At 71.7% G+C, this 17,667-nt stretch carries 16 protein-coding genes; 5 read left to right on the forward strand and 11 right to left on the reverse strand.

The genetic code is table 11. The features are described 5' to 3' along the window. Positions 1-26: 26 nt before the first annotated feature. The 3 genes from ACFYNL_RS21470 to ACFYNL_RS21480 form a co-directional block, all read right to left on the reverse strand. Complete coding sequence (locus ACFYNL_RS21470) at positions 27-314, reverse strand: DUF1876 domain-containing protein (protein ID WP_388805850.1); 288 nt, start codon at positions 312-314, stop codon at positions 27-29. Between the two features lie 170 nt (positions 315-484). Beyond that, positions 485-1,087 carry a hypothetical protein gene (locus tag ACFYNL_RS21475; RefSeq protein WP_388805853.1) on the reverse strand — a complete coding sequence of 201 codons (603 nt, stop codon included), beginning with the start codon at positions 1,085-1,087 and terminating at the stop codon, positions 485-487. Positions 1,088-1,234: 147 nt separating this feature from the next. After that, positions 1,235-2,053 carry a universal stress protein gene (locus tag ACFYNL_RS21480; protein ID WP_388805856.1) on the reverse strand — a complete coding sequence of 273 codons (819 nt, stop codon included), beginning with the start codon at positions 2,051-2,053 and terminating at the stop codon, positions 1,235-1,237. A gap of 495 nt (positions 2,054-2,548) precedes the next feature. Here ACFYNL_RS21480 and ACFYNL_RS21485 point away from each other — a divergent pair, with 495 nt between their 5' ends. Continuing rightward, the gene (locus ACFYNL_RS21485; RefSeq protein ID WP_388806254.1) at positions 2,549-3,577 is read left to right on the forward strand and encodes an alcohol dehydrogenase catalytic domain-containing protein; all 1,029 of its coding nucleotides are present in this window, start codon (positions 2,549-2,551) and stop codon (positions 3,575-3,577) included. 18 nt (positions 3,578-3,595) lie between these two features. Here ACFYNL_RS21485 and ACFYNL_RS21490 read toward each other — a convergent pair whose 3' ends face one another. Beyond that, positions 3,596-3,934, reverse strand: a complete 339-nt coding sequence (locus ACFYNL_RS21490; protein WP_388805859.1) for a helix-turn-helix transcriptional regulator — start codon at positions 3,932-3,934, stop codon at positions 3,596-3,598. Positions 3,935-4,171: 237 nt separating this feature from the next. Here ACFYNL_RS21490 and ACFYNL_RS21495 point away from each other — a divergent pair, with 237 nt between their 5' ends. Next, the gene (locus ACFYNL_RS21495; RefSeq protein ID WP_388805862.1) at positions 4,172-4,597 is read left to right on the forward strand and encodes a universal stress protein; all 426 of its coding nucleotides are present in this window, start codon (positions 4,172-4,174) and stop codon (positions 4,595-4,597) included. 120 nt (positions 4,598-4,717) lie between these two features. After that, positions 4,718-5,755 (forward strand): TerC family protein, encoded by a 1,038-nt coding sequence (locus ACFYNL_RS21500; protein WP_388805865.1) that lies wholly within the window; start codon positions 4,718-4,720, stop codon positions 5,753-5,755. A 117-nt stretch (positions 5,756-5,872) separates the two neighbouring features. Here ACFYNL_RS21500 and ACFYNL_RS21505 read toward each other — a convergent pair whose 3' ends face one another. Then, positions 5,873-7,189 carry a phytase gene (locus ACFYNL_RS21505; protein WP_388805867.1) on the reverse strand — a complete coding sequence of 439 codons (1,317 nt, stop codon included), beginning with the start codon at positions 7,187-7,189 and terminating at the stop codon, positions 5,873-5,875. Positions 7,190-7,357: 168 nt separating this feature from the next. Between ACFYNL_RS21505 and ACFYNL_RS21510 the strand changes: the two genes are divergently transcribed. Further along, positions 7,358-9,691: an ATP-binding cassette domain-containing protein gene (locus ACFYNL_RS21510; RefSeq protein ID WP_388805870.1), complete on the forward strand. Its 2,334-nt coding sequence runs from the start codon at positions 7,358-7,360 to the stop codon at positions 9,689-9,691. A 22-nt stretch (positions 9,692-9,713) separates the two neighbouring features. Here ACFYNL_RS21510 and ACFYNL_RS21515 read toward each other — a convergent pair whose 3' ends face one another. The 5 genes from ACFYNL_RS21515 to ACFYNL_RS21535 all read right to left on the reverse strand — a co-directional run bounded on the left by ACFYNL_RS21515 (position 9,714) and on the right by ACFYNL_RS21535 (position 15,227). Beyond that, positions 9,714-10,784, reverse strand: a complete 1,071-nt coding sequence (locus ACFYNL_RS21515; RefSeq protein ID WP_388806256.1) for a lysophospholipid acyltransferase family protein — start codon at positions 10,782-10,784, stop codon at positions 9,714-9,716. 5 nt (positions 10,785-10,789) lie between these two features. Continuing rightward, positions 10,790-11,560 (reverse strand): GNAT family N-acetyltransferase, encoded by a 771-nt coding sequence (locus ACFYNL_RS21520; RefSeq protein ID WP_388805873.1) that lies wholly within the window; start codon positions 11,558-11,560, stop codon positions 10,790-10,792. 301 nt (positions 11,561-11,861) lie between these two features. Then, positions 11,862-12,608, reverse strand: coding sequence for a succinate dehydrogenase/fumarate reductase iron-sulfur subunit (locus tag ACFYNL_RS21525; protein WP_388805876.1), 747 nt, complete (start codon positions 12,606-12,608; stop codon positions 11,862-11,864). Next, positions 12,605-14,554 carry a fumarate reductase/succinate dehydrogenase flavoprotein subunit gene (locus tag ACFYNL_RS21530; RefSeq protein WP_388805878.1) on the reverse strand — a complete coding sequence of 650 codons (1,950 nt, stop codon included), beginning with the start codon at positions 14,552-14,554 and terminating at the stop codon, positions 12,605-12,607. Before ACFYNL_RS21530 ends, ACFYNL_RS21525 begins: the two co-directional genes overlap by 4 nt. 1 nt (position 14,555) lies before the next feature. After that, on the reverse strand, positions 14,556-15,227 hold the full coding sequence (locus ACFYNL_RS21535) for a succinate dehydrogenase (protein WP_388806257.1): 672 nt from the start codon (positions 15,225-15,227) through the stop codon (positions 14,556-14,558). 119 nt (positions 15,228-15,346) lie between these two features. Between ACFYNL_RS21535 and ACFYNL_RS21540 the strand changes: the two genes are divergently transcribed. Continuing rightward, entirely contained in the window at positions 15,347-16,231 is an 885-nt protein-coding gene (locus tag ACFYNL_RS21540) for a LysR family transcriptional regulator (protein ID WP_388805881.1), read from the forward strand. A gap of 370 nt (positions 16,232-16,601) precedes the next feature. On the opposite strand, the gene ACFYNL_RS21545 is transcribed toward ACFYNL_RS21540, so the two are convergent. Next, positions 16,602-17,612 carry an alcohol dehydrogenase catalytic domain-containing protein gene (locus ACFYNL_RS21545; protein WP_388805884.1) on the reverse strand — a complete coding sequence of 337 codons (1,011 nt, stop codon included), beginning with the start codon at positions 17,610-17,612 and terminating at the stop codon, positions 16,602-16,604. Positions 17,613-17,667 lie beyond the last annotated feature (55 nt).

The following is a 17,667-nucleotide window of genomic DNA, read 5'->3' on the forward strand; positions in this document are numbered from 1 at the left end:
CCTTGACCTGCTGCTCCGACCGTCGGTCACGTGGGCCATCCGGTGACCTGACGGGTACTGGGCCGGGGCGCGCCCATGCCCTCGATGTCGCGCTCGGCGATGTTCAGCAGCTGTTGGGCGAGGTCCTTCATGGCTCGGCCCGCCGCCAGTTCGTCGCCGATCTCGGGCACATCGGCGTCCGCCGGGTGGCAATGCGCGGCCCCGTGGCCGGTGAGCGCCGTGGTGCCGGTGTCCAGCAGCACGTGTGCCTTCGTGGTTCCGTCGCCCTCCTCGAAGAGGTGGAGTCGAACCTTCCACTCCGCCGTGTGCGGCATCGCTTTCCTCCTCGCCTCGATACGGACCCATGAGGTCCGGACGTGTTTCGTCAGCGGCTCGACCTCCCCGGCGTACGGCGGACAGCGGAGGCGAAAGCGTGTACAGGTCGGTGCTCGTCGCGTCGGACATCGACATCGCCTCCTCGTCTGCCGGCCGGGATTCCTGCCCGTCACCGGCGAAAGCGCGCGGACCACAGGGGCTCGACCCAGTCCCACTCGGTGTCCCACTGCGCGTACCGTCGCCGGTCCAGCACACGGCGCATGCCTGCGCGCGCCGCGTAGAACCCGGCGCCCACGCCGATCGCGGCCATACCGCCCACGAACCAGCCATTGGTCGTCGCGCTGAGCTCACTCATCGGCGGGCTGGTGAGGCCGCCGTCGCGGTCCATCCACACCCGCACGGTGGCGCCCTGCGAGATGTGCGCCGTGACGAGGGTTGTTCCGGTCCGCACTGTGCCGTTCCCGTCGGTCCAGCGCACCTGCGCCCGTTGCTTCCCGTCCGTGGTGACGCCCTTGGCGGTCGACGTGAGCCGGGCCGCGACCTCCTGACGTTCCGCCGACTGGGCGCGCACGGTGCGCATCGACGACTCGTACGTCGTCAGCCCCGCGCTGAGCGCGGCGACCGGCACGCCGAGGACGAGGGCCAGCATCAGGAAGCGGCGGAACCAGGACTCGAACCGGTCGGACGTACGTCGGAGGGGGTTCGTCCCTTCTGATGCCCCCTGGCGGCGCGGCGGAGGACCGGACGCGTGCGGCGAATTCCGTGCACTCATGACTCGGCCTCCAGCAGATCGCCGGCCCGTACCTCCACCACTCCCACCGTGGGACGGCACCGGACTGCGGTCACAGGGCCGAAAGTCCCTGCGGGGACGACTTCCGGCCCTGCGGGGGCCGACCGTGGTGCGTCTGCGCCGGTCTGCTCATATCCGGGGGACGACCGCGATCGGACATGGCGCGTGATGCAGTACCGCATGGTTGATCAGTCCCAGTTGCAGGCCCAGGTGCCCCTGTCGTCTGCGGGCGCCGACGACCAGCAGGTCCGCCTCGGAGGCCGCCTCCAGCAGGGCCTGGCGTGCCGGTCCCTCGATCACTCGTCGGCTCACCGGGGCGCGGTACTGCTCCGACGCCTCTCGCAGGGCGTCGTCCAGCACCCGCGCCGGCGGACGCCGGTGGGTCCGGGGAGCGTACGGAGACGAAACGTGTGGTGTGCTGATGGCACCGAACGGTGCGCTCCAGGCGTGCACCGCCACCAGCCGGCAGTGCCGTGCATGTGCCTCACGGAACGCGAACTGCACTGCCGTACCGCTGCCCTCTCCCTCCTCGACACCGATCACGACGTTCCCGAACCGGGTGTTCCGGTGCTCTGCCGCGCCACGGACCACGACGACCGGGCAGTCCGCTCGCGCCGCCACGGCGAGGCTGACCGATCCGAGAAGCATTCCGGACAGGCCACCGAGCCCTCTGGATCCCAGCACCAGCGCATAGGCGTTACGCCCCTCGTCGACCAGGGCGGCGGTCGCGTCCTCATGCAGCACTTCGCTCGACAGCTGCACGCTGGGAGCGCCCTTCCTGACGCGTTCCGAGGCGGCATCGATCAGTTCGGACGCTTCGTGGTCCCGCGCCGCCGCGTGCAGGAGATGGAGCGGCACACCATGAAGGACGGCTTCGTCGGCGGCCCAGTCCACTGCCTCCAGGCTCGCCTCGGAGCCGTCGATGCCGACCACCAGGGGAATGGTCACCGCCCGATCTCCTCTCGGCCGGATGCCGCATCTCCGGTCCCCTCCCGTCCGCATGCGCCGCGGAGCGGATCGGGGCACTCCTCGAACGAGAGGACCCGCCGTGCCCGGCATGCCGACCACGTCCGGAGCGTCCACCGTCGACTCGTTCACCGTCATCTCCAGCTTCGTACGAGACGGAGGCCGCCGCCATGCAACCAGTCGTCACCGGGCCTGGACGCCTCACCGGAGACGGCGTCATGACGACCGGACGGGCATGTCGGCTTCCGCTGCGCGGGGCCGCCGACCCCGCCGGTCTGACCGACTGGCTCTCCCTGATCGGCACAGTGGTATCCCCACCCGTCCGGCCCTGAACACCGGGCGACGCAGCCGCACGTCCCGGCCGCAGGAGTCCGACGATCCTGCCGAGTCGACCGGTCCGATGGTCCCGGTTGCCCGGGCGTCCTTGCAGAGCGACGGTGGAGGGAGCCGGCCGAGTCGGCCAGGGAGTGGATGACCATGCGTGCTCTCGTCTACCACGGTCCCGGACGGATCTCCTGGGACAGCGTCCCGGATCCTGCGATCGAGGACCCTGCCGACGCCGTCGTGCGCATCGAGGCCACGGCCATCTGCGGCACCGATCTGCACATCCTTCGCGGGGACCTGCCCGAGGTGAAGCCGGGGACGGTCCTCGGTCATGAAGCCGTGGGCGAAGTCATGGAGACCGGCGGCGACGTCCACGACCTGCGCGCCGGCGACCAGGTGATCGTGTCGTCCGTCTCGGCCTGCGGCCGCTGTCCGGCGTGCCGTGACACCCTGCGCGGACAGTGCAGCGGGGGCGGTGGATGGGTCCTGGGGAATCTGGTCAACGGGACCCAGGCGGAGTTCGTACGGGTTCCCTTCGCCGACCACTCCACCCACCGACGGCCCTCCGCCCTCCCGCTCGACGACGCGGTCCTGCTGGCCGAAGTCCTCCCCACCGCCTACGAAGTCGGCGTGCGCAACGGGGAGGTGGGCCCGGGAGACACCGTCGTCGTGGTGGGCGCGGGTCCCGTCGGTCTCGCCTGCGTGGCCGTCGCGCGGCTGTGCTCGCCCCGCCGGATCATCGTGGTGGACCTGTCTTCCGCCCGCCTGGAAGCCGCCGCCCGCGTGGGGGCCGATGCCGCCGAACTACCGGGGACGATGATCGCCGAGTTGGCCGAGGGGCCGGGTGCCGACGTGGTCATCGAGGCATCGGGGGAGCCGGAGGGGTTCGTGCTGTGCACCCGCGCCGTCCGCGCGGGAGGGCACATCGCCAACATCGGCACCCACGGCAAACCGGTCACCCTGCATCTCGAATCCCTGTGGCGCAAGAACGTGACGATCAGCACCGGCCAGGTGGACACGCACTCCATACCGTGGCTGATGGAGCTGGTGAGGTTCGGACGCCTGCACGTCTCACAGCTGGTCACCCATACGTTCGGCCTCGATCGGGTGGAGGACGCCTACGAGGTGTTCTCCCACGGCACGCAGTCCGGCGCGCTCAAGGTCGTACTGCGCCGTGAGTGAAGCACGACGGCCCGGGCCTCAGGTGGGGGACGACTCCGGCCCGGTCGACTCGGGGCCTTCCTCGCGGTGGAGGAAAGCCCCGAGGAGGTCGCCCACGGGATGGCCGGCCTCGGCGGGGTGGCGCAGGGCGACGGTCGGGTCGATGGTGTACCGGTTGCGGCGGCCCACCCTGGTACGGGTGAGGTATCCGGCGGCCTCAAGGTCGGCGACGATCAGCTGGACGGCACGTTCGGTGATGCCGATGCCCGTGGCGATGTCACGCAGGCGCGTGTCGGCGTCACGGGCGATCTGCAGCAGGACGCGGGCGTGGTTGGTCAGGAAGGTCCACTGATCGCCGCGGGAGGAGGACACGCTCATGAATCCCCATCATACGAAGCTGGATTCGCGTATCCAAGCCTACCCGAACATTGATTAGCGAAAAAAAATTCGCGTAATTCTTGACGGGTGTGGGAGGGGTGCGTGACGCTTGAATCACCCTCAAAACCTCCCACGCATCCCGAAAAGGGGGCATTTGTGTTTCACCAGCCCCTCACTCGTCCCGCCGCCCCCACCGTCCCCACCGAACAGGTGCCACCGGTTTCCACGCCCCGTCCGGTGACCGCTCTCCTGGCGGACTCCGTCCAAGACGTCGCCGTCGTCGACACCGCACTGCGCCTGGCCGTCCCGCGTCGGGCCCCCCTGCTGCTCGTCGCCGTCCTGCCCGCACACGCCCACTCGTCCGTCACCGCAGAAGCGGACGCGCACGCTGCCCGTGTCGTGATGGGCCGGGTACTTCCCCGGATACGGCAGGCGGGCGTGGACCACATCCCCGTCGTCCACCGCGTCGCGCCGCACGGCACCCGGCTGCGAGCGGCGGGCGCCGTACTCGATGTAGCCGCCCGCCATCTGTCCTCGGTGCTGGTGACCTCCGCACGGGGCCCGGCAGGGCTGGACGCCCACGTCCTGACCGAGGCTGCCACCCAGCGGTGCGGCCCGTTCGTCCACACCGCCACACCGACGGCCTGGAGTCACACGAGATGAGGGAGGTGACCGCCCCTGTGAACCGGCGGCCCGGGCCCGGCTCCCCTCCGTACCCGCCAGGGCCCGGGGCCGCGCCCCGCCTTTCCGCCCCTCTGCCGCCTTCGAGGAAGCCGATCGACCATGAATGAACTGTCGTTCACCGTCCCGCTCTGGGCGTGGGCCGCGGTCACCCTCGTGATCGCCGCCATGCTCGCCGTCGACCTGATCGCCCACCGCGACAACCATGTGATCGGTTTCAAGGAAGCCGCGCTCTGGAGCGGTGTCTGGATCGCCTTCGGCCTGGCCTTCGGCCTGGTGCTGCTCGTGTGGCAAGGCGGAGAGGTCTCCTCCACCTACTACGCCGGGTATCTGATCGAAAAGGCGTTGTCCATCGACAACGTCTTCGTCTTCGCGCTGGTCTTCTCCTTCTTCGCCGTCCCCGACGCCTACCAGCACAAGGTCCTCTTCTGGGGCGTCCTCGGCGCACTCGCCGCACGGCTGGTCTTCATCTTCGTCGGTGCCGAACTGCTGGAGCTGTTCTTCTGGACCGCCTACCTGTTCGGCGCGTTCCTGATCTGGACCGGCTACAAGATGGCGGTCTCCAAGGACGAGGAAGTCCACCCCGACCGCAATCCGGTGGTCCGCCTGGTCCGGAGGATCATCCCCACCGATGCCCGCTTCCACGGCGACCGGTTCTTCACCAGGGTCGGCGGCCGACGGGTGGCGACGCTGCTCTTCGTGACCCTGGTCGCGGTGGAAGCCACCGACCTGATCTTCGCCGTCGACTCCGTCGCCGCGATCCTGGCCATCACCTCGAACACCTTCATCGTGTGGACCGCCAACGCCTTCGCCGTCCTCGGCCTGCGCAGCCTGTACTTCTGCCTGTCCGGACTACTGCGCCGCTTCGCCTACCTCCACTACGGCCTCGCGGTGCTGCTGGGCTTCGCGGGCGTCAAGCTCATCCTGTCCGAGACTCCCGTCGGAAAGCTGCCCATCCCCCTCACACTCGGGTTCATCACCGTGACGATCACGGTGTCCATCGTCTGGTCCCTCGTCGCCACCCGCGGTCAGGACACCGGTGCCGCGCCGGACGCCTCGATGGCCGGCGCACCGAGCGGCACCTCGGCCTCACCGAGACAGCACACCGCCCGCCACGGCGTCGACGAGGACCGGCCATGACCGTGCTCGTGTCCCCTCTCGGAACGGAATGCCTTGTGACGTGCGGCGCCGGCGGATTCCTACCGGCGTCTCGCCCGGATCATCACCTCCTGACCCGGGCGAGCCGCCGGCCGGCGGTCAGTCGGTGTCGCGCGGGTCGAACGAACCGGTGTCCACGGTCAGCGGCTTCGGGAACGCGGTCGCCACCGTCTCCCAGCGGATGAACTTGAAGCCGGTGCCCTCACGGTCGCCGTCCGCCGGCGTCGCCTCGCCGTCGTGGGCGACGAGCAGCCCCTTGGGGAAGGACCGGCCCAGCGGCACATTGATCACGTTCGCTCCGTCGGAGTGCTGCACACCGTCGGTGGCGGGGCCGTCGGTGACGGCGAAGGAGCCGAGATAGGCGTTACCGCCCTCGCGCTCGTAGACGGCGAAGCTGTTGTCGCCCTGGCTGGAGGCGAGGAGATAGCCCTTGCCGTCGGCGGCGTGGTAGATCGTCGTGCCCTCGGCGTCGGCGCTCAGGTGCTCACCGCCGAATCCCGGGTCGTGGGCGGTGTCCAGGACGCACTCCTCTTCCTGCGCGTCGTACGTCCACGGAGTGCCGTACTCGCGCACCCGGTCGATCAGCTCCGGCCGGTCGAACTCCTCGTCGTCGAGGTCGACGCGCCACAGCCCGACGTCCTCCTGCGCCGCGTACAGGACGTGTTCCTCCTGGTCCACGACCATCCCCTCGACCTGCGGGCGGTCGCCGGGGTCGGCGCACGGCGTCCAGTTCGCCCCGTTCGGCAGCGTGAAGGAGGCGGGCAGGTCGAGGGTGTCCTCGCTCCGGTAGCCGACGCGCCCGCCCCGGTCCTCCAGCCGAAGCAGCCGCAGACGGGTCTCCGAGCGGCGGCTGACCACGGCGTACGCGTGGTCGTCGGCGCTGAAGGCGGCCAGTCCGTAGGCGGTGCGCTGGTCGTCGACCTCGGCCTCGTCGGCGGAGAAGACCGGCGGGACGTCGGGTGCGGTCACGTCCCGCAGCGGGGGCCTGCCCGCCGCGACGGCGGCCGGATCGATGGCGTAGGCCCTCACCCGGTCCCGGCCGCGGTCGCTGACCAGGGCCACGTCGGTCTTCCTGCCGCCCAGTTCGAAACCGTAGACGACGTCGACGTTGTTGAAGCGGCCCGGTGCGGCGTCCTCACCCGGCGCGGGGGGCGCGGCGATGTGCTGCAGCCTCCTGCCGTCGAGGCCGTGGACGTCGAGGCCGGCCTCCTTCAGGGTGCCGATCACTAGGCTGCGCCCGGGGTCCCGTGGGTCGACCCAGACGGCCGGGTCGTCGGCGTCGGCGTTGCCGCCCGCCTCGTCGTCGTACACGGCGGGCGTCTCCACGCGTGCGGAGACGGAGACCGGCTGCGGGGCGGCGGCACCCGTGACCATCAGCAGCGCGGCGGTGAGAGTGCTCAGAGCTGAAACGCTCACGATGCTCCTCGGTAGGAAGAGAGACTGGCGTGACGCTACGGGCGGTCGGTGTGGGTGAGCCGACGGCGTCGTGAACATCAGGTGGCTCGCACGGGCGTACGCCTGGTTCGCATAGGATCGCGGGGTTTGCCCACACCCCTCACCCGACCGTCCCGGAGCATCCACCCCATGCATTCCCCGCACGACCCGTTCGTCCGCGTCCGCGGCGCCCGCGAGCACAACCTCAAGGGCGTGGACGTCGACATCCCGCGGGACGTCCTGGCCGTGTTCACCGGGGTCTCCGGGTCCGGGAAGTCGTCGCTCGCCTTCGGCACGATCTACGCCGAGGCCCAGCGCCGCTACTTCGAGTCGGTCGCCCCGTACGCCCGCAGGCTGATCCACCAGGTGGGAGCGCCGAGGGTCGGTGAGATCACCGGGCTGCCGCCCGCCGTGTCCCTGCAGCAGCGCCGCTCGGCGCCCACCTCCCGCTCCTCGGTCGGCACGGTCACCAACCTCTCCAACTCCCTGCGGATGCTGTTCTCCCGGGCCGGCACCTACCCGCCCGGCGCCGAGCGGCTCGACTCGGACGCCTTCTCACCCAACACGGCGGCCGGGGCGTGCCCCCGGTGCCACGGGCTGGGTCAAGTGCACCGTACGACCGAGGAGTTGCTGGTCCCGGATCCGTCGCTGTCGATCCGGGAGGGCGCGATCGCCGCGTGGCCCGGGGCCTGGCAGGGCAAGAACCTGCGCGACATCCTCGACACGCTCGGCCACGACGTCGACCTGCCCTGGCGCGAGCTGCCGGCCGAGCAGCGGCAGTGGATCCTGTTCACCGACGAGCAGCCGGTGGTGACCGTCCATCCGGTGCGGGACGCCGACCGCATCCAACGGCCGTACCAGGGCACGTACATGAGTGCCCGGCGCTATGTCATGAAGACGTTCTCCGACTCCAGGAGCCCGACGCTGCGGGCCAGGGCTGAGCGGTTCCTCACCTCGGCGCCCTGCCCGGCGTGCGACGGCAGCAGGCTGCGGCCCGAGGCGCTGGCGGTGACCTTCGCCGGCCGTACGATCGCCGAGCTGGCGGCGCTGCCGCTGAAGGAGCTGACGGGCGTTCTTGAGGGCGGCGGCTCGCAGACCGCTCGTGTCCTCACCGAGGACCTCATCTCCCGTATCGCGCCCGTCGTGGAGCTCGGCCTCGGCTACCTCAGCCTCGATCGCGCCACCCCCACGCTCTCGGCGGGCGAACTCCAGCGGCTGCGGCTGGCGACCCAGCTGAGGTCCGGTCTGTTCGGTGTCGTGTACGTCCTCGACGAGCCGTCCGCGGGACTGCACCCGGCGGACACGGAGGCGTTGCTGGGCGTGCTGGAGCGGCTGAAGGCGGCCGGGAACACGGTGTTCGTGGTGGAACACCATCTCGACGTGGTGCGCGGCGCCGACTGGCTGGTCGACGTCGGCCCGCACGCGGGTGAGCACGGCGGGCAGGTGCTGCACAGCGGTCCGGTGGCGGAGCTGGCCGCCGTCACGGAGTCGGCGACGGCACGCTTCCTGTTCGACCGCTCCCCCGCCGCCGTACGCCGGGTGCGCGCCGCGCGCGGCCAGGTGACGGTCGGCCCGGTCACCCGGCACAACCTGCGCGGGGTGAGCGCCGAGTTCCCGCTCGGGGTGTTCACTGCCGTGACCGGGGTGTCCGGTTCGGGCAAGTCGACGCTCATCGGCGAGATCACCGAGGAGTCGGCGGGCGTGGGCCGGCTGGTCTCGGTCGACCAAAGGCCGATCGGCCGTACCCCGCGCTCCAACCTCGCCACCTACACCGGCCTCTTCGACGTCGTACGCAAGGTGTTCGCGGCCACCGACGACGCGCGGGAGCGCGGTTACGGTGTCGGGCGCTTCTCCTTCAATGTCGCGGGAGGGCGCTGCGAGACCTGCCAGGGCGAGGGGTTCGTCAGTGTCGAGCTGCTGTTCCTGCCGAGCACCTACGCGCCGTGCCCCGACTGCGGCGGGGCCCGCTACAACCCCGAGACGCTCCAGGTGACCTACCGGGGGCGGACCGTCGCGCAGGTGCTGGACCTCACCGTCGAGGAGGCCGCGGCCTTCTTCTCGGACACCCCGGCCGCCTCCCGCAGCCTGGCCGCACTGCTCGACGTGGGCCTCGGCTACCTCCGGCTGGGCCAGCCGGCCACCGAACTGTCGGGCGGCGAGGCCCAGCGCATCAAGCTGGCGAGCGAGTTGCAGCGGGCCCGGCGCGGCCACACCCTCTACCTCCTCGACGAGCCGACGACCGGACTCCACCCCGCCGATGTCGAGGTGCTGATGCGCCAGTTGCACGGCCTCGTCGACGCCGGGCACACCGTCGTCGTGGTCGAGCACGACATGTCGGTCGTCGCGGGCGCAGACTGGGTGATCGACCTCGGTCCGGGCGGCGGGGACGCGGGCGGACGGATCGTGGCCGCCGGTCCGCCCGCTCAGGTGGCGCGGGCGAGGGACAGCGCCACGGCTCCGTATCTCGCCCGGGTCATGCCGTGACGGCCTCGCGGGGCGGGGCCGGTCAGGGGGTGGTGCGAACGTCCCGTGCGGTGCCTTCGGTGCCTGCGGTGTCCGGTGCGTGCCCTCGGCGCGCCGGACGAAGGCCCTCGCCCCGTTCCAGGACCGCTCCAGGCGTGTCGCCCGTCTCCGACGTCCCCGAACAGCACGCCCAGGGCCGTTCGGCCGCGTGACCGCACCGGTCCGCCGGAACGGGCCCGGGGTGCCGCGGGCCGCGGACCTGGAGCCGCCGCACCCGCGGCAGGACGGACGCCTCGGCCGCCCGGGCCAGGGCGCGGCGATCGGGGCGGCTGCCCGCCGGGATCGCCGCCCGCACCTCCACCTCGGCCACCAGCCCCCGTGTCGTCACCACCCGCCACACCGACGCCAGCAGCGAGTCCTCGCCGACGAAGGCGGGGGCCGTGCTGGGCGGGCCCCCGGCGACCCGGTAGCGCAGACGCACCGGCTGCACGGGAACACCGGCGTCGAGCGCGGCCTGGAAAGCGGCCCGGCGGAACGGGCCCTGGGCACGCCCGCACCAGGTGCTGCCCTCGGGGAACACGGCGACCGCGTCGCCCGCCCGCAGGGCCCCGGCGATCCGGGCCACCGTGTCGGGCAGGGCGCGGATATGGTCCCGGTCGATGAACAGGGCGCCGCTGCGGGCGGTCAGCCACCCCGCCACCGGCCATCGGCGGATCTCCGACTTGGCGAGCATCCGGGCGGGGCGTACGGCGGCGAGCAGCGGGATGTCCAGCCAGGAGATGTGGTTGGCGACGAGCAGCAGCCCGCCGTCGGAGGCGGCGCCGCCGTCGATGCGCACCCGGACCCCGGCGGCGCGCACGACCCAGCGGCACCAGCGTCGGACCAGCGCCGCGGGGACCCTGCCCCGCCGCCGGTGCGCGGGCCCCCGGCAGAGATGGCTGACCGCGATTGCGGCGGTGAGCAGCGACACGATGGCCGCGACCCGCAGGACGGCCAGGGGCAGGGCCGCGGCTCGTCCCGTCGCCGTCACGCACTCCCGCGGGGTGCAGGGGGCGGTGGGCCGCCAGAGGGTGCCGGCACCGGCCGCCTCGGACTCGGACAGGGTCGCCGCCATGTCCGTCATGCGGGGACGAGGGAGAGGAAGTGCCGCAGATAGCGCGGGTCGACCCGGCGCATCGACAGCAGCACGTACAGGTCGGCGACCCCGAACTCCGGGTCGTGCGCGGGCTCGCCGCCGACCCAGGCGCCGAGGCGGAGGTAGCCGCGCAGGAGGGCGGGCAGTTCGTGGCGGGCGGCCGGGGCGGGGCCGGTGGGCCGCCAGGGGCGCAGCGGTCGTACGCGGTACTCCTCGGGGGCCAGGTGCCTGGCCCGTACCCGTTCCCAGGTGGCGGCGGCGAGGGTGCCGCCGTCGGCGAGCGGGACCGAGCAGCAGCCGGCCAGCCACTCGTGGCCGCGGTCGATCATGTAGCGGGCGATGCCGGCCCAGATGAGGCCGATGACCGCGCCGTCGCGGTGGTCGGGGTGGACGCAGGAGCGGCCGACCTCGACCAGGTCCGGGCGCAGGGCCTCGACGCGGGTGAGGTCGAACTCGCCCTCCGAGTACAGCCGGCCCGCTACCGCCGCACGCTCGGGCGGGAGCAGCCGGTAGGTGCCGACGACCTGCCCGGAGACCTCCTCGCGGACGAGGAGGTGGTCGCAGTACGCGTCGAAGGCGTCGATGTCGTGGCCGGGCTGCGGGGTGGACAGCAGGGCCCCCATCTCGCCGGCGAAGACGTCGTGCCGCAGCCGCTGGGCGGCGCGCACGTCCTCCTCGTCGCGGGCGAGAGCGACGGTGTAGCGGGTGGGTGCCGTGGGCTGCGGGGGACGGTCGACGGTCAGTACGCCGGTCATGGCTACTCCAGGTCACGGGCCGGGGACGGCGAGCGGAGCACAGCGGGAGCGGTCCGGTGTGCCGCCCCTGTTCTTCCGATGCCGGTTGGCGTGTGCGTGACCTGGGCCAGGAGAGGTGATGTGCGGATGTTGAACGGCACGGACCGGTACCGGCGGTCCACCTTCCGGTGCCCGAGCGGTCAGCCGGCTCCTCCGGTGCCGTTCATCTGTGGGGCGCGCGAAGGCGAGACGGGGCCGGGGAGCACCACTCCCGGCCCCGCCCGTCCGCACCTGCCGGCGAACGTCCGTGGTGCGCTGGCGTCTACCGCTTCACCTTCCGCGTGGCCCGCAGCCACTCCTTGTTCATGCCGGTGATGGACATGAGCGGGATGCCCTTGGGGCAGGCCGTCGCGCATTCACCGGTGAGCGTGCACCCGCCGAAGCCCTCCTCGTCCATCTGGGCCACCATGTCGAGGACCCGGGTCTCGCGTTCGGGCGCTCCCTGGGGCAGCACGTTCAGATGGTTGATCTTGGCGGAGGTGAACAGCATCGCCGCCCCGTTGGGGCAGGCCGCCACGCACGCGCCGCAGCCGATGCACTCGGCGTGCTCGAAGGCGTGGTCGGCGTCCGGTTTCGGCACGGGGGTGGCGTGGGCCTCCGGCGCGGATCCGGTCGGCGCGGTGATGTAGCCGCCGGCCTGGATGATCCGGTCGAACGCCGACCGGTCCACCACCAGGTCCTTGATCACCGGGAACGCTGAGGCTCGCCACGGCTCGATGTCGATCGTGTCGCCGTCCTTGAAGGACCGCATGTGCAGCTGGCAGGTCGTCGTCCGCTCGGGCCCGTGCGCGTCGCCGTTGATGACGAGCGAGCAGGCACCGCAGATGCCCTCGCGGCAGTCGTGGTCGAAGGCGACCGGGTCCTCGCCCTTGAGGATGAGCTCCTCGTTGAGGGTGTCGAGCATCTCCAGGAAGGACATGTCGGAGGAGATGCCGTCCACCTCGTACGTGGACATGTGGCCTTCGGCGTCGGCGTTGCGCTGCCGCCAGACGCGCAGGGTGAGCTTCATGCGTAGCTCCGCTGGGTGGGGTGGACGTACTCGAAGACCAGGTCTTCCTTGTGCAGGACGGGTGCGGTGCCCGTGTCGGTGAACTCCCAGGCCGCCGCGTAGGCGAACTCGTCGTCCCTGCGGGCCGCTTCGCCGTCGGGTGTCTGCGACTCCTCACGGAAGTGGCCGCCGCAGGACTCGGCGCGGTGCAGCGCGTCGAGGCACATGAGCTCGGCGAGTTCCAGGTAGTCGACGACCCGGTTGGCCTTCTCCAGCGACTGGTTGAACTCCTCACCGGTGCCGGGGACCTTGATGCGCCGCCAGAACTCCTCGCGGATCTGCGGGATGCGCTCCAGCGCCTTGCGCAGACCGGAGTCCGTGCGGGCCATGCCGCAGAACTCCCACATCAGCTCGCCGAGTTCGCGGTGGAAGGAGTCCGGCGTACGGTCGCCGTCGACCGCCAGCAGCAGGTTGAGCCGGTCCTGGGTCTCGGCCAGCGCCTCCTGGACGGCGGGGTGTTCGTCGGTGACCTTCTCGTGGTGCGGGTTGCGGGCGAGGTAGTCGTTGATCGTGGCCGGCAGGACGAAGTAGCCGTCGGCCAGGCCCTGCATCAGCGCGCTCGCGCCGAGCCGGTTGGCGCCGTGGTCGGAGAAGTTGGCCTCGCCGACGGCGAACAGTCCGGGGACGGTGGTCTGCAGGTCGTAGTCGACCCACAGACCGCCCATCGTGTAGTGCACGGCCGGGTAGATCCGCATCGGCACCTCGTACGGATCCTCGTCGGTGATCCGCTGGTACATGTCGAAGAGGTTGCCGTACTTGGCCTCGACGGCCGCCCGGCCCATCCGCTCGATCGCGTCCGCGAAGTCCAAGTACACGCCCTGGCCGCCGGGGCCCACTCCCCTGCCCTCGTCGCACACGTTCTTCGCGGCGCGGGAGGCGATGTCGCGCGGGACCAGGTTGCCGAAGGACGGGTAGATGCGCTCCAGGTAGTAGTCGCGCTCGTCCTCGGGGATCTGGTTCGCCGGGCGGGTGTCGCCCTTGGCCTTCGGCACCCAGATCCGGCCGTCGTTGCGCAGCGACTCGCTCATCAGCGTCAGCTTCGACTGGTGGTCGCCGGTGCGCGGGATGCAGGTGGGGTGGATCTGGGTGAAGCAGGGGTTGGCGAAGTACGCGCCGCGCCGGTGCGCCCGCCAGACGGCGGTGGCGTTGGAGTTCATGGCGTTCGTCGACAGGTAGAAGACGTTGCCGTAGCCGCCGGAGGCGAGGACGACGGCGTCCGCGAAGTAGGTGTCGATCTTCCCGGTGATCAGGTCCCGGGCCACGATGCCGCGCGCCCGTCCGTCGACGACGATCAGGTCGAGCATCTCGGTGCGCGGGTGCATCTCGATGTTCCCCGCGGCGATCTGCCTGCTGAGCGCCTGGTAGGCGCCGAGCAGCAGCTGCTGACCCGTCTGGCCGCGGGCGTAGAACGTGCGGGAGACCTGCACGCCGCCGAAGGAGCGGGTGTCGAGCAGACCGCCGTACTCCCGCGCGAACGGCACGCCCTGCGCGACGCACTGGTCGATGATCTCCACCGAGATCTGCGCGAGTCGGTGCACGTTGGACTCGCGGGCCCGGAAGTCGCCGCCCTTGACGGTGTCGTAGAACAGCCGGTGGATCGAGTCGCCGTCGTTGCGGTAGTTCTTCGCCGCGTTGATGCCGCCCTGCGCGGCGATCGAGTGGGCGCGGCGCGGGGAGTCCTGGTAGCAGAACTGGACGACGTGGTAGCCCTGTTCGGCGAGCGTGGCGCCCGCGGAGCCGCCCGCGAGGCCGGTGCCGACGACGATCACGGTGTGCTTGCGGCGGTTGGCGGGGTTGACCAGCTTGGCCTCGAAGCGGCGCTTGTCCCACCGTTCGTGGACCGGGCCGGAGGGTGCCTTGGTGTCGACGAGGGGGTCGCCGGTCACGTAGTTCGTGTATGCGGTCATGTCAGCTCACCACTCCTGTCATGACGCCCACGGGTACGGCGATGAAGCCGGCCGTGAGCAGCAGCGCGAGGATGTCGGCCGTGGCCTTCAGGGCGCGGTCGCGGGCGCGGCTGCCGACGCCGAGGGTCTGGGCGGCGCTCCAGAAGCCGTGCCGGATGTGCAGGCCGAGGGCGAGCATCGCCACGATGTAGACGACGTTGCCGTACCAGGTGGAGAAGGTGTCCACGACGTTCTGGTAGGGGTGGCCCTGCTGGAAGCCGCCGGGGTGCGCGGTGCCGGTCGTCAGGTCGAGGATGTGCCAGACGATGAAGAGGCCGAGGATGACGCCGCCCCAGCGCATGGTGCGGGTGGCGTAACTGGCCCGCGGCTTCTTGTGCACGTACTTGCTGGGGCGCGCCCTGATGTCGCGGCGGCTGAGCTGGTACGCCGAGGTGGCGTGGGCGACGACGGCGATGACGAGCACGATCCGCACGAGCCAGAGCGTCCACTCGTAGTGCATGAACGGCTCACCGACGGTGCGCAGCCAGTGCGCGTAGTGGTTGAACTCGCCCGCGCCGAAGAAGATCTTCAGGTTGCCGATCATATGGACGACCAGGTACAGCAGCATGATCAGCCCGCTGACCGCCATCACGGTCTTCTTGCCGACGGTGGAGTCCCACACCGTGCGTGCCATGGACGGCCGTCGGTCCGTCCGCGTTGCCAGAGCCATGGCCACGACGCTAGGGCCGAACGGCCCCATCGGTCCAAGACATGGTCCGGCTCGTTTCGATAGGCGGCCTCTATGATGGGAGGGTGCAGTTCCAGCAGCTCCAGTACTTCGTGGCGGTCGCCGAGACCCGGCACTTCACCCGGGCCGCCGACCTGGTGCATGTCGCCCAGCCGTCGCTGTCGCAGCAGATCAAGGCGCTGGAGCGGGAGTTGGGCGCGGACCTGTTCCTGCGGGCACGGGGCAACATCACGCTGACGGACGCCGGTGAGGCCCTGCTGCCGCTGGCCCGGCGCATCCTGGCCGACGCCGACACGGCCCGGCACGAGGTCCAGGAGCTGGTGCAGCTGCGCCGCGGCCGGGTCCGCCTCGGTGCGACCCCGAGCCTGTGCACGGGCCTGCTCCCGGACGTGCTGCGCGCCTTCCACGACCGCTACCCGGGCATCCGGCTGCTGATCGAGGAGGGCGGCTCGCACGATCTGGTACGCGAGCTGGCGCGCGGCGCCCTCGACCTCGCCCTGGTCGTCCTGCCGCTGCCCAGCCCCTCCCCCGCGCTGACCACGGTGGAGCTGCTGCGCGAGGACCTGGTCGTCGTCTCCTCCCCCGAGGCGCCCCGCCCGGGCGGCGACCGGCGCACGGTGCGCGTCGCCGACCTGGAGGGCGAGCGCCTGGTGATGTTCCGGCACGGCTACGACCTGCGCGAGCTGACCGTGGCCGCCTGCCGCGCCGAGGGCTTCGAGCCGGACCTCGCGGTGGAGGGCGGGGAGATGGACGCGGTACTGGGGTTCGTGCGGGCGGGGCTGGGCGTGGCCGTCGTCCCCCGCATGGTGGCGGCGCGCTCGGGCCGCGGGCTGCGGGTGACCCCGCTGGCCCGGCCCGGGCTGCACCGGACGATCGCGCTGGCCCACCGCAGCGACGTGGCGCCGCCGCGGGCCGCCCGGGAGCTGCAGCGGATGCTGCTGGAACGGTGAGGGTCAGCTCGCGGTGCGGGCCGTCAGCAGGTCCGTCACGCCGATCCGCCGGTAGAAGTCGGCACGCACGCAGTCGGCGAGGTCGCTGACCTGCTCCGCCGTCGTCGACCGGGTCGATGGTGGTGCGCGGGGGGCGCCGGCCCTTCGGTGCGTCGACGACGCGGACGATGGCGTCGGCCACCTCACGCACGTCGGCGTCGGCCGGTGCCAGGGCGGCCAGGGCCTCGCCGACGTCGTCCGTCAGCCCCGCGTAGTGGGCGTCGTGGGCCTCGGCGGTCGCGGTGTCGGCGGGGTGCATGGCGTGGGCGAAGTGGTGGGTGCCGGAGGTCTCCTTGCCGGGAGCGGGGGAAGGGACGCGGACCGGGTTCGATCAGGCGAAGGTGATCACGCTGCGGCCGCGGGCGGAGCCGTGGGCCATCGCGTCGAGGACGCCGGGGGCCTGGTCCAGGGTGATCGGCGTGACCTCCGGCAGGATGTCGTGGGCCGCCGAGAAGGCCAGGGTGTCGCGCAGGTCGTGCGGGGAGCCGGAGGGCGAGGCGGCGACGTGCAGCCGGTTGAGGATCATGGGCTGGGTGGGCAGCGTGAGCGGCTCGGTGCCGTAGCCGAGCAGCAGGAGGGTTCCGTCGGGGGCGATGCCGCCGAGGGTGGCGGCGGCCGCCGCGGTGGACGGGGCGGCGTTGAGGACCAGGTTCGCGCCGCCGTCCCACACCCTGAGGGCGTCGGCCGGATCCGACTCGTCGGTGGCGACGAAGAGTTCGGCGCCGAGAGCCTTGGCCTGGTCCTCGCCTCGCCGGGAACGGGCCACCACGGCCACCCGGGCGCCCATGGCGACGGCGTAGCGCACGGCCAGGGCACCCACGCCGCCCAGCCCGACGACGGCGACCCGGGAGGCGGCCCCGGCACCGCCCTGGCGCAGACCGTTGAAGGCGGTGAGGCCCGCGCACATCAGGGGCGCCGCGGCCACCGGGTCGAGGCCCTCCGGCAGCGGGGTGACGAAGTCGGCCTTGAGCAGGGCGTACTCGGCGTACCCACCGTCGGCCACGACGCCGGTGATCCGCTTGCGCGGGCACAGGATCCGGTCCCCGCGCACACAGTGGTCGCAATGCCCGCAGGAGTCGTACAGGAACTGGGCGCCCACCGCGGTGCCGACCTCGGGCCAGGTCACGCCGTCGCCGACCGCGGTCACCACACCGGTGATCTCGTGGCCGGGGATGACGGGGAACCGGGCGAACGGGTAGTGGCCCCGCAGCAGGTTCAGGTCGGAGTAGCAGACTCCGCAGGCGATGACCTTGACCAGGACCTCGCCTGCGGCGGGCCGGGGGACGTCGTGGTGGTCGAGGGCCAGCGGAAGGTCGGCTCCGGTGGCGACGGCGGCACGCATCGCGGGCTCCATGGGGTCGGGAAGGGTGATCGGGGACGTACTGCGGGATGTCGAA

Origin of the sequence: Streptomyces sp. NPDC007808 (assembly GCF_042868655.1) — a bacterium.
Classification (GTDB): domain Bacteria; phylum Actinomycetota; class Actinomycetes; order Streptomycetales; family Streptomycetaceae; genus Streptomyces.